At 72.3% G+C, this 21,530-nt stretch carries 26 protein-coding genes; 10 read left to right on the top strand and 16 right to left on the bottom strand.

Annotation, left to right across the window (positions count from 1 at the left end):
• Positions 1 to 5: 5 nt before the first annotated feature.
• On the top strand, positions 6 to 1,040 hold the full coding sequence (locus tag HNR02_RS31105) for a TRM11 family SAM-dependent methyltransferase (protein WP_179777196.1): 1,035 nt from the start codon (positions 6 to 8) through the stop codon (positions 1,038 to 1,040).
• A gap of 77 nt (positions 1,041 to 1,117) precedes the next feature.
• Positions 1,118 to 2,302, top strand: coding sequence for an MFS transporter (locus HNR02_RS31110; RefSeq protein WP_179777197.1), 1,185 nt, complete (start codon positions 1,118 to 1,120; stop codon positions 2,300 to 2,302).
• A gap of 12 nt (positions 2,303 to 2,314) precedes the next feature.
• On the opposite strand, the gene HNR02_RS31115 is transcribed toward HNR02_RS31110, so the two are convergent.
• Positions 2,315 to 2,923 carry an SDR family NAD(P)-dependent oxidoreductase gene (locus tag HNR02_RS31115; RefSeq protein ID WP_179777198.1) on the bottom strand — a complete coding sequence of 203 codons (609 nt, stop codon included), beginning with the start codon at positions 2,921 to 2,923 and terminating at the stop codon, positions 2,315 to 2,317.
• Between HNR02_RS31115 and HNR02_RS31120 the strand changes: the two genes are divergently transcribed.
• On the top strand, positions 2,904 to 3,260 hold the full coding sequence (locus HNR02_RS31120) for an SbtR family transcriptional regulator (RefSeq protein ID WP_312861231.1): 357 nt from the start codon (positions 2,904 to 2,906) through the stop codon (positions 3,258 to 3,260). The genes HNR02_RS31115 and HNR02_RS31120 overlap by 20 nt on opposite strands.
• On the opposite strand, the gene HNR02_RS31125 is transcribed toward HNR02_RS31120, so the two are convergent.
• From HNR02_RS31125 to rimP, 7 genes are all read right to left on the bottom strand, one after another.
• A complete protein-coding gene (locus tag HNR02_RS31125; protein WP_179777952.1) occupies positions 3,248 to 3,631 on the bottom strand; it encodes a hypothetical protein in 384 nt (127 codons plus the stop codon). The two genes, HNR02_RS31120 and HNR02_RS31125, sit on opposite strands and share 13 nt — an antisense overlap.
• 130 nt (positions 3,632 to 3,761) lie before the next feature.
• On the bottom strand, positions 3,762 to 4,226 hold the full coding sequence (gene rbfA, locus HNR02_RS31130; RefSeq protein ID WP_179777199.1) for a 30S ribosome-binding factor RbfA: 465 nt from the start codon (positions 4,224 to 4,226) through the stop codon (positions 3,762 to 3,764).
• Between the two features lie 13 nt (positions 4,227 to 4,239).
• Positions 4,240 to 4,533 (bottom strand): DUF503 domain-containing protein, encoded by a 294-nt coding sequence (locus tag HNR02_RS31135; RefSeq protein ID WP_179777200.1) that lies wholly within the window; start codon positions 4,531 to 4,533, stop codon positions 4,240 to 4,242.
• A 70-nt stretch (positions 4,534 to 4,603) separates the two neighbouring features.
• Positions 4,604 to 7,504 (bottom strand): translation initiation factor IF-2, encoded by a 2,901-nt coding sequence (gene infB, locus HNR02_RS31140; protein ID WP_179777201.1) that lies wholly within the window; start codon positions 7,502 to 7,504, stop codon positions 4,604 to 4,606.
• Between the two features lie 89 nt (positions 7,505 to 7,593).
• Positions 7,594 to 7,983: a YlxR family protein gene (locus HNR02_RS31145; RefSeq protein ID WP_376772974.1), complete on the bottom strand. Its 390-nt coding sequence runs from the start codon at positions 7,981 to 7,983 to the stop codon at positions 7,594 to 7,596.
• Positions 7,980 to 9,005: a transcription termination factor NusA gene (gene nusA / locus HNR02_RS31150; protein WP_179777202.1), complete on the bottom strand. Its 1,026-nt coding sequence runs from the start codon at positions 9,003 to 9,005 to the stop codon at positions 7,980 to 7,982. Before nusA ends, HNR02_RS31145 begins: the two co-directional genes overlap by 4 nt.
• The gene (gene rimP / locus HNR02_RS31155; RefSeq protein WP_179777203.1) at positions 9,002 to 9,535 is read right to left on the bottom strand and encodes a ribosome maturation factor RimP; all 534 of its coding nucleotides are present in this window, start codon (positions 9,533 to 9,535) and stop codon (positions 9,002 to 9,004) included. The genes nusA and rimP overlap by 4 nt, the downstream gene beginning before the upstream one ends.
• Positions 9,536 to 9,642: 107 nt before the next feature.
• Here rimP and HNR02_RS31160 point away from each other — a divergent pair, with 107 nt between their 5' ends.
• The 3 genes from HNR02_RS31160 to HNR02_RS31170 all read left to right on the top strand — a co-directional run bounded on the left by HNR02_RS31160 (position 9,643) and on the right by HNR02_RS31170 (position 12,095).
• On the top strand, positions 9,643 to 10,572 hold the full coding sequence (locus HNR02_RS31160; protein ID WP_179777204.1) for a ferritin-like domain-containing protein: 930 nt from the start codon (positions 9,643 to 9,645) through the stop codon (positions 10,570 to 10,572).
• Positions 10,573 to 10,673: 101 nt separating this feature from the next.
• Positions 10,674 to 11,450 (top strand): CPBP family intramembrane glutamic endopeptidase, encoded by a 777-nt coding sequence (locus tag HNR02_RS36625; protein WP_218914335.1) that lies wholly within the window; start codon positions 10,674 to 10,676, stop codon positions 11,448 to 11,450.
• Positions 11,451 to 11,531: 81 nt separating this feature from the next.
• Positions 11,532 to 12,095, top strand: a complete 564-nt coding sequence (locus HNR02_RS31170; protein WP_179777205.1) for a hypothetical protein — start codon at positions 11,532 to 11,534, stop codon at positions 12,093 to 12,095.
• Here HNR02_RS31170 and HNR02_RS31175 read toward each other — a convergent pair.
• Genes HNR02_RS31175 through HNR02_RS31195 form a run of 5 tightly spaced genes read right to left on the bottom strand, consistent with a single transcriptional unit; the run spans position 12,092 to position 15,310 of the window.
• Complete coding sequence (locus tag HNR02_RS31175; protein WP_179777206.1) at positions 12,092 to 12,388, bottom strand: transcriptional regulator; 297 nt, start codon at positions 12,386 to 12,388, stop codon at positions 12,092 to 12,094. The two genes, HNR02_RS31170 and HNR02_RS31175, sit on opposite strands and share 4 nt — an antisense overlap.
• Complete coding sequence (locus tag HNR02_RS31180) at positions 12,388 to 12,849, bottom strand: hypothetical protein (RefSeq protein WP_179777207.1); 462 nt, start codon at positions 12,847 to 12,849, stop codon at positions 12,388 to 12,390. The genes HNR02_RS31175 and HNR02_RS31180 overlap by 1 nt, the downstream gene beginning before the upstream one ends.
• Before the next feature lie 57 nt (positions 12,850 to 12,906).
• The gene (locus HNR02_RS31185; RefSeq protein WP_179777208.1) at positions 12,907 to 13,542 is read right to left on the bottom strand and encodes a hypothetical protein; all 636 of its coding nucleotides are present in this window, start codon (positions 13,540 to 13,542) and stop codon (positions 12,907 to 12,909) included.
• Positions 13,543 to 13,575: 33 nt separating this feature from the next.
• Positions 13,576 to 14,589 (bottom strand): aminotransferase class V-fold PLP-dependent enzyme, encoded by a 1,014-nt coding sequence (locus HNR02_RS31190; protein WP_179777209.1) that lies wholly within the window; start codon positions 14,587 to 14,589, stop codon positions 13,576 to 13,578.
• Positions 14,590 to 14,620: 31 nt separating this feature from the next.
• Positions 14,621 to 15,310, bottom strand: coding sequence for a YqeB family protein (locus tag HNR02_RS31195; RefSeq protein ID WP_179777210.1), 690 nt, complete (start codon positions 15,308 to 15,310; stop codon positions 14,621 to 14,623).
• A gap of 47 nt (positions 15,311 to 15,357) precedes the next feature.
• Here HNR02_RS31195 and HNR02_RS31200 point away from each other — a divergent pair, with 47 nt between their 5' ends.
• Genes HNR02_RS31200 through HNR02_RS31215 form a run of 4 tightly spaced genes read left to right on the top strand, consistent with a single transcriptional unit; the run spans position 15,358 to position 18,262 of the window.
• On the top strand, positions 15,358 to 15,969 hold the full coding sequence (locus HNR02_RS31200; protein WP_179777211.1) for a TetR/AcrR family transcriptional regulator: 612 nt from the start codon (positions 15,358 to 15,360) through the stop codon (positions 15,967 to 15,969).
• A gap of 30 nt (positions 15,970 to 15,999) precedes the next feature.
• Entirely contained in the window at positions 16,000 to 16,689 is a 690-nt protein-coding gene (locus tag HNR02_RS31205) for a rhomboid-like protein (protein ID WP_179777212.1), read from the top strand.
• An 11-nt stretch (positions 16,690 to 16,700) separates the two neighbouring features.
• On the top strand, positions 16,701 to 17,492 hold the full coding sequence (locus HNR02_RS31210; protein ID WP_179777213.1) for a tyrosine-protein phosphatase: 792 nt from the start codon (positions 16,701 to 16,703) through the stop codon (positions 17,490 to 17,492).
• Positions 17,489 to 18,262, top strand: coding sequence for a GNAT family N-acetyltransferase (locus HNR02_RS31215; RefSeq protein ID WP_179777214.1), 774 nt, complete (start codon positions 17,489 to 17,491; stop codon positions 18,260 to 18,262). The genes HNR02_RS31210 and HNR02_RS31215 overlap by 4 nt, the downstream gene beginning before the upstream one ends.
• Here HNR02_RS31215 and HNR02_RS31220 read toward each other — a convergent pair.
• The 3 genes from HNR02_RS31220 to cysD are packed head-to-tail and all read right to left on the bottom strand — an operon-like array spanning position 18,259 to position 21,484.
• Entirely contained in the window at positions 18,259 to 18,750 is a 492-nt protein-coding gene (locus tag HNR02_RS31220) for a pyridoxamine 5'-phosphate oxidase family protein (RefSeq protein ID WP_179777215.1), read from the bottom strand. The genes HNR02_RS31215 and HNR02_RS31220 overlap by 4 nt on opposite strands.
• On the bottom strand, positions 18,741 to 20,573 hold the full coding sequence (gene cysC, locus HNR02_RS31225) for an adenylyl-sulfate kinase (RefSeq protein WP_179777216.1): 1,833 nt from the start codon (positions 20,571 to 20,573) through the stop codon (positions 18,741 to 18,743). The genes HNR02_RS31220 and cysC overlap by 10 nt, the downstream gene beginning before the upstream one ends.
• The gene (gene cysD, locus HNR02_RS31230; RefSeq protein WP_179777217.1) at positions 20,573 to 21,484 is read right to left on the bottom strand and encodes a sulfate adenylyltransferase subunit CysD; all 912 of its coding nucleotides are present in this window, start codon (positions 21,482 to 21,484) and stop codon (positions 20,573 to 20,575) included. Before cysD ends, cysC begins: the two co-directional genes overlap by 1 nt.
• Between the last annotated feature and the right edge of the window lie 46 nt (positions 21,485 to 21,530).

Here is a 21,530-nt window from a genome sequence, read left to right on the forward strand (position 1 = left end):
TTCCGATGTTCGACTACGGGATCCTCCTCTACCCCGGCGCCAACCGCGTCTACGCCGACGCCGCCGCCGGCCTGCTGCGCGCCGAGCTGGCCGTGTTCGGCGAGGCACTGGCCACGCCACCGGCCGCCGTCGGGGAGCGCCGGATCGGCGGCGTCACCTACGTCACGTTCTCGACGGAGACGGCGCTGTCCGAAGAGGACATCGCGCTGCTGTCGAACCTCTCGTCCCTCTACGCGTTGTTCGAGTTCACCGGCGACCTGCTGCGCCCACTGGAGATCGCGCCGCTGGACAAACTGGATTCGGACCTGCTGACGATCCAGAAGTACCCCGGCAAGACCAACGAGCTGTTCACCAAGCTGCTGCTCAACGTCACCCTGCTGTCGCGGGAACGGCCCGCCGAGTTCCTGACGCGGCCACTGCACGTCGTGGACCCGTTGTGCGGGCGGGGAACCACGCTGAACCAGGCGATGATGTACGGCCTGGACGCGACCGGGCTCGACGTCGACAAGAAGGATTTCGAAGCCTACGAGCGGTTCGTCAAGACCTGGCTGCGGCAGAAGCGGATCAAGCACACCGCCGACTCCGGCCCGCTGCGGCGCCACAAGCACCGCCTCGGCCAGCGGCTGGAGATCTCCTACGCGCCGGACAAGGAGCGCTGGAAGGCCGGCGACGCCCGTGCCGTCACGTTCTTCAACGCCGACACCCTGACCACCGACGAGCTGCTCAAGGCCGGCTCGGCGGACGTCGTGGTGGCCGACGCGCCCTACGGCGTCCAGCACGGCAGCCATCAGCCCGACGAGCTGGCCCGCAGCCCGCGCGACCTGCTGAACGCCGCCCTGCCGGTGTGGACGCGGGTGCTCAAACCGGGCGGCGCGCTGGGCCTGTCGTGGAACACGCACGTGGCCAAGCGGGACGAGATCACCGGGATCCTGGAGCGGACCGGGCTGGAGGTCCGGTCGGGCGGGCCGTTCGAGGAGTTCACGCACCGGGTCGACCAGTCGATCCTGCGCGACCTGGTCGTCGCCCGCAAACCTGCCTGACGTCAAAAAACCGGTGGCTCCCCCGCCGGATCGGTGAGACATTTGCCGGGTTCGTCCCCGAAGTGGAAGGATCCGCCATGCCCGCATGGCTCGTCGTGCTGGCGTGCGCGGCGCTGATGTTCTACACCGACGACTACATCATCGCCGGGGTGCTCCCGGAGATCGCCGCCGATCTGCACGTGACCGTCGGCGCCGCCGGGCAGCTGGTCACCGTGTTCTCGGTGACCGTGGCGATCGCCGCGCCGGTCCTGGCGGTCCTCACCGCACGCACCCGGCCACGCGTCGTCCTGGCCGTGGCCGCCGCCGTCTTCGCGGCGGCGAACCTGGCCGCCGCGCTGACACCGTCGTTCACGGTCCTGACGGCCGCCCGGATCTTCGCGGCAGCGGCGGCCGGTGCGGCCACGCCGTCGCTGTTCGCCCTGGCGGCGCGGCTGTCGCCGCCCGATCGGATGGGCCGCAACGTCGCGGTGGTCGCGCTGGGCATCACGGGGGCGGTCGCGCTCGGCGTGCCGGCGGGCACCTGGCTGAGCGCGCTCGGCGGATGGCGCCTGACGTTCGCCGCGCTGGCCGTGGCCGGGCTGGTGACGGTGGCCGCAGTACTCGCCGTCCTGCCCGCGACGACCACGACACCGGCACCCGCACCCTGGCGGGAACGGCTCCGCGTACTGGGCGCCGCGCCGGTGACGCTGGGACTGAGCGCCAACATCGTGCTCATGTTCGGTTCGATGATGCTGCTGACCTACCTGGCACCGTTCACCGCCGGACTGTCCGAAGCGGACCTCACCGCACGTGGCGCGCTCTTCGCCGTGTCCGGTGTGGCCGGGATGATCGGGATCTGGTGGGGCGGGCGCGCCACCGACCGCTGGGGCCCGGACCGGACGCTGGCGATCGGCGTCGCCGCGTTCATCGCGTCGATGGTCGTGCTCGGGGCCCTGTGGCTGATCCGCCCGGTGCCGGTCCTGGTGCTCTGGCCGTTGGTCGCGCTGTGGGGTGGCGCGGCGTTCTGGAACTCGCCCGCGGTCCAGGTACGCCTGCACCGCCTCGCCGGTGACGAGTCGGCGCAGGCGCTCGCCCTGAACACGTCGGGAACCTACCTGGGTATCGCGATCGGCGGCGCCGCGGGTGGCGCCGTGATCGGCCTCGGCGCGACCGGAGCACTGCCCTGGTGCGCGGCCTGCGCCGGCCTGGTGGCTTTCCTGCTGTTCCACCTCGCCGCGAGGTCCGGCGGGCGAAAGCCGGACGTGCGACTTGCCCGCCCGTAGGAAAGCAAGCCCTCAGAGGACCTTCTCGACCGCGGCGGCCAGGCGCGCCGCATCCACCTCATCGTGGGCGCCGGTCGTGAGCGGGCGCTTCCGCGCACCACGGTAGGCGGACCGCCCCGGGGCGGGGCTGTCGATGATGCCGGCGACCGGGCGGATCGCGTCTTCGGGACGTTGCCCGAGCACCGGGGCCAGCACCGCGGCCGCGACGCGCATGCCCGTGCCCACCTCGCCGGCGAAGCTGGAGCGGACCAGCCGGGCGGGCCCCCACGTGACGTAGCCGAGGCCCGGAACCTGTTCCGTGGCAAGGATTCCGAGCAGTTCGTTGGCGCGGCGCTGCTGGGCGTTCGTGACGTGCCGTCGCTGCCGGATGAACGATGCCGCGAGCACCAGCGCGTCGACGCGTTCGTACTTCGACGTGATCTGTTCGGTCACCCGGCGGCTGTCCTCGACGAGCGAGAGGTCGGCCGCGATGAACTCGGCTCTGGTCGAGTTCGCGGTCAGCGCGTCGAACTTGGCGCGGCTGCGTCCGATCACCACGACCCGCTCCCCCGCGGCGAGGTAGTGGCGCACCGGCGCGGCGCCCATCCCGTCCGGGCCGCCCGTGACCACGATCGTCCTCACGCCGGCTCCCCGCGACGCCCAGCGCAACCGCGAACGGCTGATTGCCGCCGCGCGCGAAGTGTTCGGCGAGAAGGGCCTGGACGCGCCGCTGGAGGAGATCGCGCGCCGGGCCCTACCCGGAGCGAAGAAGCTGGAGGCCGCGAAGGCGGAAGTCGGCGAACGCATCGCGCGGATCGTGGCGCGCGCTCACGACGCCGGGGTCCTGCGCCCGGACTTCGGCCTCGACGACCTGGGCTTCGCGATCGCGGCCACGGCCCAGGCGGCCCCGCTCGACCCGGACGGCTGGCGACGGCACCTGGACTTCCTGTTCGACGGCCTGCGCCCTCAGGACACCTGAACCGCGGGCACCACGCCGAACCCGGCCGTCACGAACCGCCAGAACAGCGGCACCGCCTCGGCCACCGGACGTTCCGCGATCTCGCCCTCGGCACCGACGTGCTCCACCCGCACCCAGCCCGGCACCATCACCGCGCGCTGCGACCACGGCCCGGACACCACGACCGCGCCCCACGGGGCACGCGGAACCGGCCGGTCCACCACGATCAAGTCCCCAGAAGCGGTCGCACCGAGCAGCGGCACATCCGACTCCAGCACGCTGTCCACGACCCCGGCCATGTACTCGTACTCCGGCCGGGCGGCGGCGATCTGGTGGAACTCGGCGGCGATCCCGGCCCACGGACGCGGGCGGAACGGGTACAGCCATCCCATCGACCTCACGCGGACCCCCTCAGATCCTCGCAGCGGCAGTGCTCCGAACGATCCAAGCACCCCACGTCAAGGGGCCGGAACACAGGTGTGCCCCCGCACCGTCTGGCACGGGGGCACACGCCGCGCGGACCTACTCGACGGAGCCGGTGTCTTCCTCGTCGTCCTCGCGAGGCTGCTTGTACGGGTCCGGGTCGCCGGCGTGCTCCGCCCCGGCCGCACGGCGGGCCAGTTCGGCATCGGCCTCGCGGGCCTTCGCGAGCAGGTCCTCGATGTGCCGGGCGTCCTCCGGGATGGTGTCCGCGACGAACGTCAGCGTCGGCGTGAACCGCACCCCGGTGCCCTGCCCGACACGGCTGCGCAGCACGCCCCGCGCCGACTCCAGTGCCGCCGCCGCACCCGGGAAGTCCGGTTTGGACTCCAGCGTCTCCCCGAGCACCGTGTAGTACACCGTGGCGTCGTGCAGGTCCGCGGTGATCTTCGCGTCGGTGATCGTCACGTTCTTCAACCGCGGGTCCTTGATCTCGTGCTCGATCGCCGACGCGACGATCTGCGAGATCCGTTTGGACAGCCTGCGGGCGCGAGCCGGATCGGCCATCACGCTCTCCCCTTTAGTCTTCCGGTCCGATCAGACGGCGACGGGCCGACAGCAGTTCCAGTTCCGGGCGGCCCGCCACCAGCCGCTCACAGCCGTCGAGCACGTCACGGACGTGCTCGCCGTCGGCCGCCACCACCGACACCCCGATCAGGGCGCGGCGGTGCAGGTCGAGGTGACCGGCCTCGGCGACCGACACCTCGAACCTCCGGCGGACCTCGGCGACCAGCGGCCGCACGTACGACCGTTTCTGCTTCAGCGACTGGACATCGCCGAACAACACGTCGAGCTCGAGTGCGCCTACGTACATCAGTTCCCAGTCCCCGAGTGAGGCCGCGGGGCCGGTCACGAACGACCGGCCCCGCGCACCACTACCCGGCTCAGACGCGCGGCTTCTCGCGCTGCTCGTAGGTCTCGATGACGTCGTCGACCTTGATGTCGCTGTAGGACCCGAGCGTGAGACCACACTCGTAGCCCTCGCGGACCTCGACCACGTCGTCCTTGAACCGCCGCAGCGAACTGACCGGCAGGTTCTCGGCGATGACCACGTTGTCCCGCAGCAGGCGCGCCCTGGCGTTGCGACGGATCTCCCCGGACTGCACCAGGCACCCGGCGATCGTGCCGAACTTGGAGGACTTGAAGACCTCGCGGACCTCCGCGCGGCCCAGCTCGACCTCTTCGTACTCCGGCTTGAGCATGCCCTTGAGGGCCTGCTCGATCTCGTCGATCGCCTGGTAGATCACCGTGTAGTACCGGACGTCGACGCCCTCGCGGTTGGCCCGCTCGGTCGCCTTGCCCTCGGCACGCACGTTGAAGCCCAGGACGATCGCGTCGGAGGCCGTCGCCAGGTCGATGTCGCTCTCGGTGACACCACCGACGCCGCGGTGGACCACGTTCAGCTCGACCTCGTCGCCGACGTCCAGCTGCAGGAGAGACGCTTCCAGAGCCTCGACCGTACCCGAGTTGTCACCCTTGATGATCAGGTTGAGGCTGTTGGTCTCCTTCAGCGCGGAGTCCAGGTCCTCCAGGCTGACGCGCTTGCGCTTGGCCGCGTTCTGCGCGTTGCGGATGCGGGCCTGGCGGCGCTCGGCGATCTGCCGGGCCACCCGGTCCTCCTCGACGACGAGGAACGTGTCGCCCGCGCCTGGCACCGACGTGAAGCCGATGACCTGCACCGGACGCGAGGGCGTGGCCTCGGTGACGTCCGCGTTGTACTCGTCGACCATCCGCCGCACGCGGCCGTACGCGTCACCCGCGACGACCGAGTCACCGACCCGCAGGGTGCCGCGCTGGACCAGCACGGTGGCCACGGGGCCACGGCCGCGGTCGAGGTGCGCCTCGATCGCGACACCCTGTGCCGCCATGTCCGGGTTGGCCCGCAGGTCCAGGGTGGCGTCCGCGGTCAGCAGGATCGCTTCGAGCAGCCCGTCGATGTTGATGTTCTCGCGTGCCGAGATGTCGACGAACATCGTCTCGCCGCCGTACTCCTCGGCCACGAGGTTGTACTCGGTGAGCTGCTGCCGGATCTTGTCCGGGTTCGCGCCCTCCTTGTCGATCTTGTTGACCGCGACCACGATCGGCGCCTTGGCCGCCTGGGCGTGGTTGATCGCCTCCACCGTCTGCGGCATGACGCCGTCGTCCGCGGCGACCACGATCACCGCGATGTCGGTGGAGTTCGCACCACGGGCACGCATGGCGGTGAACGCCTCGTGACCCGGGGTGTCGATGAAGGTGATCAGGCGCTCATTGCCCTCGAGCTCGGTCTCGACCTGGTAGGCACCGATGTGCTGGGTGATGCCACCGGCCTCCCGCTCGTGCACCCGCGTCTTGCGGATGGTGTCGAGCAGGCGGGTCTTACCGTGGTCGACGTGACCCATGACGGTCACCACCGGCGGGCGGACCTGCAGGTCCTCCTCGCCACCCTCGTCCTCACCGTAGGTGATGTCGAAGGTCTCCAGCAGCTCGCGGTCCTCCTCCTCGGGGCTGACCACCTGCACGTTGTAGTTCATCTCGCCGCCGAGGAGCTCCAGCACCTCGTCCGAGACGGACTGCGTCGCGGTGACCATCTCGCCCAGGTGGAACAGCACCTGCACCAGGGAGGCCGGGTTCGCGTCGATCTTCTCCGCGAAATCGGTCAGCGAGGCACCGCGCGGCAGCCGGATGGTCTCGCCGCTGCCCTTGGGCAACCGCACGCCACCGACCGACGGCGCCTGCATGTTCTCCATGTACTCCTGGCGCTTCTGCCGCTTCGACTTGCGGCCCTTGCGCGAGGGACCACCGGGACGCCCGAAGGCACCGGCCGTGCCGCCACGGCCACCGCCGCCGCCACGACCGCGGAAGCCGCCACCACCGGCGGGGGCTCCACCGCCACCACCGGGACGGAAACCGCCGCCACCGCCACCGGGACCGCCACGCGGGGCGCCGCCGCCACGGGGACCACCCGGTCCGCCACGGCCGGCACCGGCACCACCGCGGCCGCCGCCGGGACCACCGCGGCCCGCACCACCGGGACCGCCACCGGGCCGCTGCACGCGGCCCGGCATCATGCCCGGGTTCGGGCGCGGCGGCATGTTGCCCGGGGTCGGGCGGTTGCCGCCACCGGGACGCGGAGCCGGACGCTCACCGCCGTCGCGCCGCTCGGCCGGGCGCTCGCCACCCTGCCCGCCGGGACGTGCCGACGGACGCGGCGCCGGAGCACCCTGGCCGACCCCGAAGGGGTTGTTGCCGGGACGCGGGGCACGCGGACCGGGCTTCGGCCCTGGCTTGGGGCCCTGCGGCTTGGGCGGCACCACCGAACCGGACTGCCCGGAGCCACCGGCACCGGGACGCGGTGCGCCGGGCTTGGGCGTCTGCGGCTGTGCCTTCGCGGCCGGGGCCTGCTGCTGCGGCGCCGGCTGGGCCGGACGCGGCTGCTGCGGGGCGGGCGCCTGGGGCGCCGGTGCCTGCGGGGCCGGGGCCTGCTGCTGCGGGCCGGGACGCGGACCGGGCTTGGCGCCCGGGACCGGCCGCGGCTGCGACTGCTGCTGACGCGGCGCGGCGGGCTTGGGGGCCGCGCCGTTGCCGTTCCCCGCCGACGGTGCCGGGCGGGGGCCGCCGGACCGTCCGGCGGACTTGCTGTCCTTGGTGACGAAAGCGTCACGGAGCCGCCGGGCAACGGGTGCCTCGACGGTCGACGACGCCGACTTCACGAACTCGCCCTGCTCCTTCAGCTTGGCGAGAACTTCCTTGCTCGTAACCCCGAGCTCCTTCGCGAGCTCGTGCACACGGGCCTTGCCTGCCACTGCTCTCCTCAACTGGTGAGGCCGGGCGGCAAAACCCGCTCGACCTCGTCCTATCGTCGCGCGTTCATGGCTTCAGCTTCACGGCTGACTCATGACGGGTCGACCTGCTTCCTTGATTCCGTCCGGACCGGGGTGGGCCCCCGGTCCATGCCTCCCGGCGTTCCACCCAGGTGGTCACGCAGCCCCGCCGCGTCGAGCGTCCCCTGGACCCGCAGGGCCCTGGGAAACGCGCGCCGCCGCTCGGCCTTGGCCAGGCACTCCGGCCCGGGGTGCATCCAGGCACCCCGTCCCGGCAGCCGCCGACGCGGGTCGGCGACCAGCCGCCCGTCCCGCGCGACCACTCGCAGTAGCTCACCGGCCGGAGCCCGCTTCCGGCACCCCACACACGTCCGCACCGGGGTGGTCCCCCGATGGTCCGGGCGCGTGGTGACCGAGCGCGAGCTCCGCTCCACCGTCGAGTTTAACTCCTGGCCCGTCACTCAGCCGAACCGGTTGTCGCGGTCGCCGCGTCCTCCGGTTCGGCACCGGTGGCGGCGTCGCTGCGGATGTCGATCCGCCACCCGGTGAGCCGGGCGGCCAGGCGGGCGTTCTGGCCTTCCTTGCCGATGGCCAGGGAGAGCTGGAAGTCGGGCACCACCACGCGGGCCGTCTTCGCGCGCTCGTCCACCACCTGTACCGAAACAACCTTGGCCGGCGACAGCGCATTCCCGACGAAGCGAGCCGGGTCCTCGGAGTAGTCGACGATGTCGATCTTCTCACCCCCGAGTTCGCTCATCACGTTGCGCACCCGCTGCCCCATCGGGCCGATGCACGCGCCCTTGGCGTTGACGCCCGGCACCGTGGAGCGGACCGCGATCTTGGACCGGTGCCCCGACTCGCGCGCCACGGCCGCGATCTCGACGGTGCCGTCGGCGATCTCGGGCACCTCCAGCGCGAACAGCCGGCGCACCAGGTGCGGGTGGGTGCGCGACAGCGTGATCGACGGGCCGCGCGAGCTGCGCGACACGGTCACCACGTACGCCTTGATGCGCTCGCCGTGCGTGTAGTTCTCGCCGGGCACCTGCTCGCCGGGGGGGAGCACGCCCTCGGTGTCGCCGATCTGCACGATCACCATGCCGCGCGCGTTGGCCCGCGCGTCGCGCTGGATGACGCCCGCGACGATCTCGCCCTCGCGGGTGGAGAACTCGCCGTAGGTCTTCTCGTGCTCGGCGTCACGCAGGCGCTGCAGGATGACCTGGCGTGCGGTGGTGGCGGCGATGCGGCCGAAGCCCTCCGGGGTGTCGTCCCACTCCTCGTCCAGCTCGCCGTTCTCGTCCAGCGTGTGCGCGAGGACACGCACGATGCCGGTCTTGCGGTCGATGTCGATGCGGGCGTGCGGCTGGTGGCCATCGGTGTGCTTGTAGGCGGTGAGCAGCGCCGTCTCGATGGCTTCGATGACCGTGTCGAAGGGGATGTCCTTGTCCCGCTCGATCGCGCGCAGCGCCGCGATGTCCACGTTCACTTCGGATCCTCCTCCGGCTCGGCGGTGTTGTTCCCCGAGGCGTCCTGGTCGAGCAGCTTCAGCTCCTCGGTCGGTGGTTGCCTGAACTCGATCTCGATCACGGCCTTGACCACGTCGGCGTAGCGCACGTCGCGGATCTCGCCGTCGGCGAGGACCCGCACGCCGTCCTCGCCCGCGTGGCCGACGCGTGCCACGTACTCGGCGCCGTCCCGCGGCGTGATCCGCACGAGGCGGAACCGCGAGCGGCGCCAGTGGCGAGGGCGCGTCAGCGGGCGGTCGACGCCCGGCGAGGTCACTTCGAGCGTGTAGGCGCCCGCGATCAGCTGCTCGTTCTCGTCCAGCACGGCCGACACGGCGCGGCTGACGTCGGCGACCTCGTCGAGTCCCACGCCGTCGTCGGAGTCGACGACGACCTTGACGAGCTTGCGGCGGCCCGCCTGCTGGACGTCGAGCGCGTCGAGGTCGAAACCCGCGCCGGACACGGCGTCGGCCACGATCGGCTCGAGCCGGGCGGCGAGTTCTCCAGGCACCTTGGCGCTCTCCTGTTTGGTCTGCGATCGGTTGGTGAGGGACAAGCTTATCTTGTTGCCCCCGGTCACCGCCCGTGGTCACCGGCGTCCTGGCAGGATGGGCGGGCGTGAGACCCCGTACCCGTCGCGAAGTCCTGCGCGCGAGCGCTCTGGCGGCACTCGCCGCCCCGCTCGCCGCGTGCCAGACCGGCTATTCCGACGAACCGGATCCGCTGGCCCTGCTGGCCGAACAGGCCCGTGCCGACGCCGCCGCGGCCGACGCCGTGGCGGCGTCTTCGTCCGCGGCGGCGGACGTGGCGCGGCAGTACGCCGCCGCCCGCACTGCGCACGCACGGGCGCTGCAGTCCGAAGTGGACCGGCTCAACCGGCCGAAGTCGTCCGCGTCGCCGGTGGTCCCGTCCGAGGACGGCGTGGCCGGGCTCAAGAAGCGGCTGGCCACGGCACGCGAGCAGGCGGAGTCCCTCGTCGGCGGCCTGCCGCGGTACCGGGCGGGGCTGGTGGCCGCGGTGGCCGGGGGATGCGCCGGGCTCCAGCAGGTCGGCAGCAGCCTCGGGCCGGGCACCGATCCGGGCGAGGTGACCGCGCCGGCGTCGGCCGTCCCGCCGGAGTCGGCGGGCCCGCTGCAGCAGGCCCTGTCCGCCGAGCACGCCGCGCTGTGGGTGTACGGGCTGGTCAGCGCGTTCCTGCCGGACACCTACACCGCCGGGACCGCCGAGGGCACGGCCGAGCACCAGGACCGGCGCGACGCGTGCGTGCGGATGCTGAGCGCGGCCGGGGTGGAACCGCGGGCGGCCGAGCCCGCCTACATCCCGCCGAAACCGGTCACCGACGCGACGTCGGCGAAGAGCGTGGTCGCCACCGCGGAGGCGGACGCCGCCACGGCGTGGCGCGGAGTGCTCGAACAGACCGACGACGCGGAGCTGCGCGCGGTGGCGCTGAAGGCACTGCTCGCCTCGTCACGCCGCGGCACCCGCTGGCGCGAGGCCGCGGGCGAACAGCCGACGGCGATCGCACTGCCCGGCTCGGCGAGCAGCTGAGCCCGCCCCGGCTGGTGCCCCGGTGCCGAACCGGTCGATCGACGGGGTGACGCGCGCTGCCGGGCCGGGCGGGTGCCGCCGATAATCGAGGTCCCGAGGTCGTGAGCAGGAACGATCTCCCGCCGAGCGGAGCGCCCGTGGCCCGCCACCTGTCCGTCCGGTGGTACCTCGTTCTCGTCGTGGTCTACGTGGCGGTCGTCCAGGTACTCGGGTTCGTGCTCACCCGGGGCACCGGCGGCGGGTACGAAACGACGGGCGGGGTGTGGCGGAGCATCACCGTCCCGGTCGGGGTGGGGCTGGTGCTCGTCGGCGTGACCGTCACGGTTCTGCGGTGGTGGCGTCCCGTGCTCACCGACGACCGGCCGGTGCGGCGGTGGGTCGCGGTCGTGCCGGTGCTGATGATCGTCTCGATCCTGGCGGGCACCGACTACGGCGGACTCGCCGCCCGCGGCGCCGGGTTCACCGTGCTGCTCCTGGCCGGCACGCTGTTCGTCGGGTTCGCCGAGGAAGGGCTGTTCCGCGGCATCGGCCTGGTCGCGTTGCGCGGGAACGGGCTCGGCGAGGGCGGGGTCGCGCTGTGGTCGTCGGTCGTGTTCGGCCTCGCGCACTCCGCGAACCTGGTCTCGCTGGGCGCGCGGGCGTTCGTGCAGGTCTTCGTCGTCGCCGTCGCCGGGTACTTCTTCTACCTCGTCCGGCGCCGCTCGGGCGGTCTGCTGCTGCCCGCGGTGCTGCACGGGCTCTGGGACTTCGCGCTCATCACCGGTTCGATCGTGCCGGGCGAGAGCTACCCCGGATCGTTCGTGGTGGTCGTCGCGCTGATCGTGCTCGCGATCGTGGTGTTCCGGCGGCGCCACCGGATCGAGCCCGGCGCGGCGTGAGCCACACCTCGGCGCGCCGGGCGCCGTCACGTCGTAGCCTGCCCCGGAGCCCGCGGACACGTTCGAGCCCGAGGACGGCACGTGCTGACCCTGACCCGCACCCTGACCGGCATGCCCGAGGAACCGGCGGCCCGCCTGCGTGGTCTGCTGCTGCGCCAGTTGGTCCGCCTGCGCCAGGGACCGCTGGCCGAACCCGCGGTGCGGCACCTGTTCCTCGTCCCGCCCGCACCGGGTGGCACCCGGTACACGCTCTACGAGGCCGTGCAGCCGCTGGTCGACGCGCCGCTGCACCAGGTGCAGGGGCGGGCACTGAGCGAACTGCTCACCGCGCGGGGCGATCCGCGACTGGTGGCGGGCGCGGACCAGCGGTGGCAGCGCGTCGACCCGGCCCGTCGCGGGGTGTTCGTCGGCACCACCGCCCGGTTCGGCGGGACCGGGCGGGCCACCACCATCGCGCGGCTCGTGGACCACACCGCGGTGCTGATCGTGGTCGACGAGAAGCACCAGCCGGTGGACGTGCGCAGCACGAAGGACCTCGTCCTGGCCGATCGGCACGTCCCGGCGGTGGCGACCGTGCCCGGACTGGGCGAGCCGCCGTTCCTCCTCGTCGACGCCCTGGTCGCCTACCTCCGCACCGGAAGCTAGGACTGCCGCGCGAGCGCGGCGATGCGTTCGAGTGCGGCCGCGTGGCGCCGGAACGCCTGGCGCCCGGCCTCGGTGAGACCCACCCGGGTGCGCCGCGCGCCCTGGTCCCGGTTCTTGTCCACCGTGAGGTAGCCGGCGTCGCCGAGGGCGGAGATCTGCTTGGACAGCGCCGAATCGCTGGTGCCGACCGCGTCACGGAGGAACCCGAAGTCCACGTGGCCGGCCGGGGCGAGCACCGCGAGGACGGCCAGCCTGGCGGGCACGTGCAGGAACTCGTCGAAGTCGGGATCCATCAGCGGACGCTCGCCCGCGCGACCGCGCGGAACCGCGCCCGGCCCGCCGGCACCAGCGCCGCGAGGGTCAGCGCCGTCGCGGCCGCGCCGATCGTGTGGTGCGCGGGCAGCCCGGTCGTGACCGCGAGGACCGCGGCCGCGACCTGGAAGCCCACGCAGAGCACCAGGAAAACGACAGCGGCCGCGAGGTACCACCGCCGTTCGGGCCCGGTGAGCCGCCGGTGCACCCGGGCACCGCGTCGCATCCGGAGCGCCGCGAGCACGCTGAGGCCCAGACCGGTGGCGACCACCAGCCTGTCCCACGGGCCGGGCAGGTCGAACGACGCGAACACGAGGAACACCGCCACCACCGAAAGCACCAGGTAGCGCCAGGCGAAGCCGTGGTCCGCGGACTCGTCGACCGTGTGCCTCCCGAGGCTCCGGATGGTGTCGAGGGACGTTTGCGCTTCGCGTGACGACATTGCTGCACCTCCTACTTTCTTCTGAGGAAAGTACCACCGGCTTTCCTCAGAGGAAAGTCAGGCGCCCGGAGCCAGCTCCAGCGCCTCCTTGCTGATCCGCTGCAGCGTGGCGTCGTCGGTGTGACCGGCGAAGAACGCGGACAGCACGATCGTCACCGAGTTGCCGTCGGCGCGGGAAAGGTAGTCGCCGTCGGCGAGTTTCGGGGCGTCCTGGATCTTCGCCGTGCCGTCGCGCACCAGATCGTTGACGTTGCCGGTGCCGTCGGTGTCGACGAGTTTCTTGAGCGCCTGCGCGTCCTGCGCGGAGGCCGTGGACACCACGACGACCGACACCAGCGCACGGGCCGGGCCGCTCGTCGTCGTGTAGAGCGCGCGGGACAGGCCGCGGCACGGGTGCTCGCCGAAGAACTCCTTCACGCGCGAGTAGGAGTTCGCGGCGCAGTCGCTCGCGGCGACCGGCCCGTCGGTCACCGTGAACTGGAACTCCTTGACCGGCGCCTGCGCCACCGGCGGGGTGTCCCCGGTGTCGTGCCGGACCAGCCACCACACGAGTCCCGCCACGACGGCGACGGCCAGCAGGCCGAGCCCCTTGAGCACCGGACCGCCGCCGCGTTTCGGCGGCGCCGGTTCCGCGGGGACCCGGGGCAACGGCGCGGTGTCTCCGCGTCCGGGGAAGAACTGCGCACCAACCACGGGAGGACACCGTAGCTCACTCCGACGAGTGACTCACCGCACTGCGTCCAGAAGCCGCTCCACGTCGGCCCCGGTGTTGTAGAGGTGGAAGCCGACGCGGACCTTGCCGGCGCGGGCACTGGCCACGATCCCGGCACGGGCAAGCGCTTCCGGATCGGCCTCCAGCGCCACGATCGCACTGCCGCGCTCGGGCAGTCCGAGCCTGGTCAGCAGCGTGTCGGCGAGCTTCACGTCGTGCGCGCGCACCGCTTCGAGGTCCAGCGAAGCCAGGTATTCCAGCGCGACGGCGGCCCCCGCGTGGGCGAACCATACCGGCGACAGGTCGTAGCGGCGGGCACCCTGGGCCAGGCGCAGCGGCATTCCGTAGGTCGTCTGCCACGGGTCCTCCCCCGCGTACCAGTTCGCGGCGACCGGCACGGTGCGCGCCATCGCCGGCGGGTGCACGGCCAGCCAGGCACATCCACGCGGCGAAAGCATCCACTTGTACCCGGCGGCGACCACCCAGTCGGCCCAGTCCAGTGCCAGCGGCATCCAGCCGGCGGCCTGCGTCGCGTCGAGCGCGACCGGCACCCCGGCCGCTTCGCACTCCTCGCGCAGGGCGTCCAGGTCCACCACCGCCCCGTCCGCGGACTGCGCGACGCTGACCGTCACCAGGTCGTGCCCGCGCACCGCACCGGGCAGCTCGGCCGGTGGCACCTCCGTGACACGCGCGCCGCGGGCGGCGAACGGGAACGTCGTGCTGGTGAACTCGCCCGCCGCGGTCAGCACGCGTACCCCCTCGGGCAGCCCGGCGGCGACCATCGCCAGCATCTGGGCCACCGTGGAGCCGATCGCGACCCGCTCGGCCGGGACGCCCGTCAGGTCCGCGAAGCCCTGCCGTGACCGGGCGACCAGCGGATCGAAGTGGGCCGGCGTGTGCCCGCCGGTGCGCCAGCGCTCCACCGACTCGGCCACGGCGTCCGCGACCGCGGCAGGCGGGACGCCGATGCTGGGGGTGTTGAGATATCCGTCCGGAACGGCGAACCCGGCGCCGAAAGCTGTGCGCATGGGCCGAAACTAACCGACCCCGTCCGGGTGGTCACCGAGTTTTCACCGCGCGCCACTGCTGCCGGTGACCGGACCGTCGGTCGCGGACGACGACACCGAGCTCCTGCGCCCGGTCCCGCAGCTCGGCCGCGGCGCCGGGTTTCCCGTCCCGCAGGGCACGTTCGCGGCGGCGCAGCAGTGCGTGCACCTCGTCGGGCAGATCCGGTGCGCCGTCGGCCCACGGGCGGAAGCTGTCCTCGTCCGGATCGCGGGTACCCCGCCACGGGTAACCGGCGGCTTCGAACTCCTCCGCCAGACGCCGCGCGCCGACATCGGCTTCCCGGCGCAGGAGTTCGCGTCCGTCGTGCCCGCAGAGCACGAGATCCCGCGGATCGGTGTAGACCGCGCCGATCCGGTCGCGCGCGACGAAGGTGCGCGAGCCGTCACGCTCGACGGTCACGCCCTGCTCGGTGATCTCCACGGCGGTGGTCTCCGCGACGATCGTGAGAGCGAACAGGGCGGCGGCGACCAGCCCGACGACGGCGCCACCGCCGATCAACCACGGCAGGGGCACCCGCTCCAGCAGGCGCAGCGGCCCCGGAGCACCCCCGAACACACCGGTCAGCCAGCCGGTGACCGGTGCGACCCCGGCGCCCGCCACGGCACCGAGCACCGGGCCGCCGAGCAGGACCGCCACGAGCAGGAGACGGGAAACCCGCAGGACGCGGGGCGGTGTGGTCATGACGGACACATTAACAGAGTAGCCACTCCACTAACTAGGATGTGACCATGCCCCGCCCCATCGACCCGGCCCGCCGCCGTGCCCGGCGGCTCCAGATCATCGACGCGGCGCTGACCGCGTTCGCCCGGCACGGCTACGCCGGCGCCACCACCGCGGAGATCTGCCGCATCGCCGGGATCGGTTCGGGCACGTTCTTCCACCACTTCCCGACGAAGGACTCGGTGGTGGCCGCGATCCTGGAACAGGGCACCCGGGAGACCCGCGAGTTCTTCGGCGGCCGCGCTCCCGGGACGCCACCGCGGCAGGTCCTCTTCGACTTCGTCGGCCACGCGGCCGCCGACCTCGCCGACCCGCGCGCGGCGGGTTTCATCACGGTCGTCGGCGGGCTGACCGCCCGTCCGGAGATCGCGGCCGCGTTGCGGGACGACGAGAACACGCTGCGCGCGTGCCTCCGCGAGGTCGTGGCGGCGGCGCAGGACCGGGACGAGGTCCGGACCGACCTGACCGCCGACCGGCTCGCCCTGTGGATCGTGCTGCTGGTCGACGGTTTCGCGGGGCGCGTGGCGGCAGGCGGCTTCGACGTCACCGCTGAGACGCCGCTGCTCGTGGACCAGGTGGCGCTTCTGCTCGACGGCTCCCGCCCCGGGCCGTCACAGTGATTTCACAGCCGCCGCGGGAACACTGCCGGTGTGCCGCGGATCCACCTGCCCAGCCCGGTCAGCACGCCGTTCACCTTCTGGTACCTGGCGGTGCTGCTGGCCACGACCGGTCCGCAGCACCTGTTCGGCGAGTCCGTCTCGGCCCGGTTGCTGGAGCTGGCCAGCACCGACGCGCACAACCTGTGGCATCGTCCGGTGCTGAGCCTCGTCAGCAGCGCGCTGTGGCTGGGCGACGACGGCTGGCTCGTCTACGTGGTGATCTTCACGCTCGCCGTGGCTCCGCTGGAACGGCGGATCGGCGCGGGCTGGACGTGCGCGGTGTTCGCGAGCGGGCACGTGCTCGCGACGCTGGCGACCGAACTTCCGGTGATGGCCGCGATCGCCGCGGGCTGGCTGCCGGTGACCGACGGGCGGTGGCTCGACATCGGGGTCAGCTACGGGTTCTTCGCGACCGCGGGCGCACTCGTGCCGGTGCTCGCCCGGCGCTTCCGGGCCGCGGCGGTGCTGGCGATCGAAACCGGCATCGTCGTGATCTACCTCATAGACCAACCTACGTCGCTGGGCGGGATCGTGACCTTCGCGGGGCACCTGATCGCCGCGCACATCGGGCTGCTGGGCTGGTCGGGGTGGTTGCGGCGGCACGGGTTCGCCGGCACGCTCCCCCGTCCGGCGCGGCGTGGCGGGCGGGTCCGCCCCTTGGCGGGATCGGTGGCGCCATGAACGATGGGGGCATGCAGTGGCTTGAGCTGGAGGGGGCGGTCAACGCCCGCGACCTGGGCGGCACGCCCACCGAGGACGGCGGCGAAATCTCCGGGCGCAGGCTGCTGCGGTCGGACAATCTGCAGGGCCTCACGCCCGCGGACATCAAGGTCCTGGTCGACGACCTGGGCCTGACGACGGTGGTGGACCTGCGCGGCACCCCCGAGGTGACGCGGGAAGGCCCGGGGCCGCTGACCGCGGTCGAGGCGGTGCGCCACCACCACTTCTCGGTCCTGCCCGAGGCCGGTGACGCGACCGACGCGGCGGCCGACGACCCCGGCGACGCGCTGTACGCCAACCGCGGCCGCGAGAAGGTACTGGCCCGGTTCCCGGACAATGTCATGACTTCGCTGTACCTGGGCTATCTGGAGGACCGGCCGGAAAGCATCGTGGCAGCCCTGCGCACGATCGCCTCGGCCCCCGGCGCGGCGCTGGTGCACTGCGCGGCGGGCAAGGACCGCACCGGCGTGGTGACGGCCTTCGCGCTGACGGTCGCGGGCGTGGGCCGCGACGAGGTGATCGCCGACTACGCCGTCAGCGGTGAACGGATCGGGCGGATCCTGGCGCGGCTGCGCGGTTCGGCGACCTACGCCGCTGACCTGGACAAGCGCCCGGACGACGACGACCACCGCCCCAAGGCCGAGACCATGCGGCTGTTCCTGGATCAGGTGGACCAGCGTTACGGCGGCGTGCGGGCCTGGCTCGCGGCGAACGGTTTCGGCGAGAGCGACGCCGAGGCGCTGCGGGACAAGCTTCTCCGATGATCCGCGCCGACGAGGCGGCCGAACTGGTCGAGCAGTTCTGGTCGCTGGGCGGCGAGACGACCGACCTCGGGACCGGCCGGTACGTCCGCTCGCCCGCGGCGCCGGACCACCCGCTCGGCAACTTCCTCACCTCCGTCGACGTCGGCACCGAAGACGAACTGACCGCGCTCCTGGCGAAAGCGCGGTCCCACACCGGGGTCGCGTGCGGGCGCGTCCTGGTACCGCCGCGAACGCCGCACCGCGTGGAGGCGCTGTTCGCACTGGCGGGCTGGACCCTCGAAACCCAGTTGCAGCTGGTGCTCCCGGACTCGGCCGTCGTCGCCCCGGCCACCGCGACGCTGGAACCGGTGCGCTCCGAGCAGGACTGGCAGATCGTGGAGGACCTGTTCCGGATCGACCACATCGAGGAGGATCGGCGAACCGGGCGCGATGAGCGGCCCGCCGCTGACACTCACCAGGCGGTGCTCCTCCGGCGGAGTCTCGCGCCCGTCACGTACTTCCTCGCCCGGCGGGAATCGCGGGTGGCCGGGTGCATCGCGCTGTGGGTCCGCGCCGACGGGTTCGCGATGATCGAGGACGTGTTCGTGCACCCCGGGGCGCGCGGGCAGAGTGTCGCGCGGGAAATGCTGCGCCACGTGGTCGGAATCGCGCGCGAGCGGGGCGCGGGCCCGGTCCTGATCGGCGCCGAAGTGGACGACACCCCGAAGCACCTCTACGCGCGCTTCGGGTTCCGGCCCACCGTCGTCACCCGCAGCTACCACGCGAGTTAGGGCGCCGTCGTCCCGCCCAGGGGCATCGGGTCGAGGCCGAGTTTGCGGTGGTCCCACGAGCGCACGCGCAGCGGGTCGATCCGCACCACGACGCGTTTGTTCAGCATCATCTGCACCGCCGGGCGCAGGTCCTCGGAATACGGCCCGTAGTAGCGCTCGAACACGTTGACGCCGACGGCCCAGATCTCGTCCGGGTCCTCGCTGATCACGCCGCGGCCCTCGATCGACACGCCACGCAGCGCGTCGTAGGTCAGGCCGTCCTCGATGAGACACGTGACGCGCGCGTCGCGGCGGAGGTTGACCGCCTTCTGCGACTTGGCCTTGGTTTCCAGCCAGATCTTGCCGTCCAGCACGGCGAACCACATCGCCACCAGGTGCGGGGTGCCGTCCGGGCCGAGGGTCGCGATCGTGGCCGTCCGGCTTGCGGTGACGAACTCCGCGATCTCGGCGCCCGTCATGCGGATCCCGGCCCGCTGGTTCACTCCCACAACGCGCTCCTGTTCAGCAGGGTCAGGATCTCCGCGGCCGGATCGGCGGAATCGGGCCGCAGCACCAGGTCCGGCGCTTCCGGCGTCTCGTACGGGTCGTCGACGCCGGTGAAGCCGCGGATCTCCCCGGCGCGCGCCTTCGCGTACATGCCCTTCGGGTCGCGTGCCTCGCACACCTCCGGCGGCGTGTCGACGAAGACCTCCAGGAACGGCAGTCCGGCCCGCTGGTGCGCCTCCCGCACGAGCGCGCGGTCCGACCGGTACGGGCTGATCAGCGACGCCACCGCGACCACCCCGGCGTCGGCGAACAGGCGCGCCACCTCGCCCACCCGCCGCACGTTCTCCGCGCGGTCCGGCGCGCTGAACCCGAGATCGGCGTTGAGCCCGTGCCGCAGGTTGTCGCCGTCCAGCAGGTACGCCGGGCGACCGGCGGCGACCAGCCGGCGCTCCAGCTCGACCGCGATCGTGGACTTCCCCGACGCCGACAACCCGGTCAGCCACACCGTGAGCCCGCGGGTCGCCCGCTCCTCCCGGCCCACCGCCGCCGCGTGCCACACGACCCGCGACGCGGGCAGCGCCGGACCGGTGATCATGCCCGCCGCGACCGTGTTGCCGGTCGTGTCGTCGACCAGGATGAAGCTGCCGGTGGTCCGGTTGCGCCGGTAGGGGTCGAACATCAGCGGTGTGCGCGTGCGCAGCTGGATTCGCCCGATCTCGTTCAGGCGCAGGGAATCCGCGGACTCGTCCCGGTGCAGGGTGTCCACGTCGAGCCGGTAGTCCAGCTTCTGCACGGCCGCGGTCGTCTCCGCCGTGGTGTGCCGGACGGTGTAGGTCGCGCCCGGCGTCAGCGAACCCGCTTCGGCGAGCCAGCACACCATCGCGTCGAGGTCCTGCCCGGTGTGCGGCCGGTTCGCCGGGCGGCAGATGAGGTCGCCGCGGCCGACGTCCAGCTCGCCGGTCAGCTGCACGGTCACCGCCTGCGGCGGGAACGCCTCGGTCACCGGCAGGCCGCCGGGACCCCAGAGCGCCGCGACGCGGCTGGTCAACCCCGAGGGCAGCACGACCACCTCGTCGCCGGGCTTGAACACCCCGCCCGCGACCGTGCCGGCGTAGCCGCGGAAGTCACGGCCGCCCTGCCGGATCACGTACTGCACCGGCAGCCGCGCGTCGATGAGGTTGCGGTCGGAGGCCACGTGGACCTCCTCCAGGTGGTGCAGCAGCGACGTGCCCCCGTACCACGGCATGCTCGCCGAGCGGTGCACCACATTGTCCCCGTGCAGCGCGGAAACCGGGATGAACGACAGGTCGCCGACGTCGAGTTTCATCGCGAAGCGGCGGAACTCCTCGCGGATCTCGTCGAACCGCTCCCGCGAGTGGTCCACCAGGTCCATTTTGTTCACGCACAGCACCAGGTGCGGGATTCCCAGCAGGGAAGCCAGGAACGCGTGCCGGCGCGACTGCTCCAGCACGCCCTTGCGCGCGTCGACGAGCACCAGCGCGAGGTCCGCCGTGGACGCTCCGGTGACCATGTTGCGGGTGTACTGGATATGACCGGGGGTGTCGGCGATGACGAACTTCCGCCGTGGCGTGGCGAAGTAGCGGTAGGCCACGTCGATCGTGATGCCCTGCTCGCGTTCGGCGCGCAGCCCGTCGGTGAGCAGGGCCAGGTTCGGGTAGTCCTCGCCGCGCCGCCTGCTCGCGCGTTCGACGGCGGCGAGCTGGTCGGTGAACAGCGACTTCGAGTCGAACAGCAGCCGCCCGATGAGCGTGGACTTGCCGTCGTCGACGCTGCCGGCCGTGGCCAGGCGCAGGAGCTGGGGCATCAGAAGTAGCCCTCCTTCTTGCGGTCCTCCATGCCGGCTTCGGAGATCCGGTCGTCGGCGCGGGTCGCGCCCCGCTCGGTCACGCGGGTCGCGGCCACTTCGGCGACCACCTCATCCGCCGTCGATGCAGTGCTTTCGACGCATCCGGTGCAGGTCGCGTCCCCGACGGTGCGGAACCGCACGGTCGCCTCGTACGGTTCTTCGCCGTCGAGCAGCCGCAGAAACCTGGTGTGTGCCAACAGCATTCCGTCGCGCTGCACCACGGGACGGCGGTGCGCGTAGTAGATCGGCGGCAGCTCGATGCGCTCCGCGGCGATGGAGGACCAGATGTCCAGCTCGGTCCAGTTCGACAGCGGGAACACGCGGATGTGCTCACCGCGGCGGTGCCGCCCGTTGTAGAGGTTCCACAACTCCGGCCGCTGGTTGCGCGGATCCCACTGGCCGAACTCGTCACGGAAGCTGAACACGCGTTCCTTCGCCCGCGCCTTCTCCTCGTCCCGGCGCGCACCACCGAACACGGCGTCGAAACCGCCCTCCCGGATCGCGCGCAGGAGCGTGACGGTCTGCAGCCGGTTGCGGGAGGCGCGCGGGCCGGTGTCCTCGGTGACGCGCCCGGCGTCGATGTCGTCCTGCACGCTCGCGACGTGCAGGCGCAGGCCCATCCGGTCGACGACCCGGTCGCGGAAGGCGATCACCTCGTCGAAGTTGTGGCCGGTGTCGACGTGCAGTACGGGAAACGGCAGCGGCGCGGGCCAGAACGCCTTGGCCGCCAGCGCGAGCATGACCACCGAGTCCTTGCCGCCGGAGAACAACAGCACGGGGTGTTCGAAGGTCGCCGCGACCTCGCGGAAGATGTGCACCGACTCCGCTTCGAGCAGGTCGAGGTGGGACAGCTCGTAGACCGTGGTCATCGGGAAAAATTAGAACACGTTCTTGCCAGTGGTCAACCGGGCGAGC

This window comes from Amycolatopsis endophytica (genome assembly GCF_013410405.1).
GTDB classification, from domain to species: Bacteria; Actinomycetota; Actinomycetes; order Mycobacteriales; family Pseudonocardiaceae; genus Amycolatopsis_E; species Amycolatopsis_E endophytica.

Coding starts and splice junctions, on each gene's coding strand:
- cysD (WP_179777217.1), bottom strand. CDS start 21,484: ATGACCACGGTCTACGAGCTGTCCCACCTCGACCTGCTCGAAGCGGAG.
- HNR02_RS31125 (WP_179777952.1), bottom strand. CDS start 3,631: ATGGGATGGCTGTACCCGTTCCGCCCGCGTCCGTGGGCCGGGATCGCC.
- HNR02_RS31215 (WP_179777214.1), top strand. CDS start 17,489: ATGATCCGCGCCGACGAGGCGGCCGAACTGGTCGAGCAGTTCTGGTCG.
- HNR02_RS31190 (WP_179777209.1), bottom strand. CDS start 14,589: ATGCGCACAGCTTTCGGCGCCGGGTTCGCCGTTCCGGACGGATATCTC.
- HNR02_RS31110 (WP_179777197.1), top strand. CDS start 1,118: ATGCCCGCATGGCTCGTCGTGCTGGCGTGCGCGGCGCTGATGTTCTAC.
- HNR02_RS31200 (WP_179777211.1), top strand. CDS start 15,358: ATGCCCCGCCCCATCGACCCGGCCCGCCGCCGTGCCCGGCGGCTCCAG.
- HNR02_RS31175 (WP_179777206.1), bottom strand. CDS start 12,388: ATGGATCCCGACTTCGACGAGTTCCTGCACGTGCCCGCCAGGCTGGCC.
- HNR02_RS31135 (WP_179777200.1), bottom strand. CDS start 4,533: ATGTACGTAGGCGCACTCGAGCTCGACGTGTTGTTCGGCGATGTCCAG.
- HNR02_RS31105 (WP_179777196.1), top strand. CDS start 6: ATGTTCGACTACGGGATCCTCCTCTACCCCGGCGCCAACCGCGTCTAC.
- HNR02_RS31180 (WP_179777207.1), bottom strand. CDS start 12,849: ATGTCGTCACGCGAAGCGCAAACGTCCCTCGACACCATCCGGAGCCTC.
- cysC (WP_179777216.1), bottom strand. CDS start 20,573: ATGCCCCAGCTCCTGCGCCTGGCCACGGCCGGCAGCGTCGACGACGGC.
- HNR02_RS31195 (WP_179777210.1), bottom strand. CDS start 15,310: ATGACCACACCGCCCCGCGTCCTGCGGGTTTCCCGTCTCCTGCTCGTG.
- HNR02_RS31210 (WP_179777213.1), top strand. CDS start 16,701: ATGCAGTGGCTTGAGCTGGAGGGGGCGGTCAACGCCCGCGACCTGGGC.
- rbfA (WP_179777199.1), bottom strand. CDS start 4,226: ATGGCCGATCCGGCTCGCGCCCGCAGGCTGTCCAAACGGATCTCGCAG.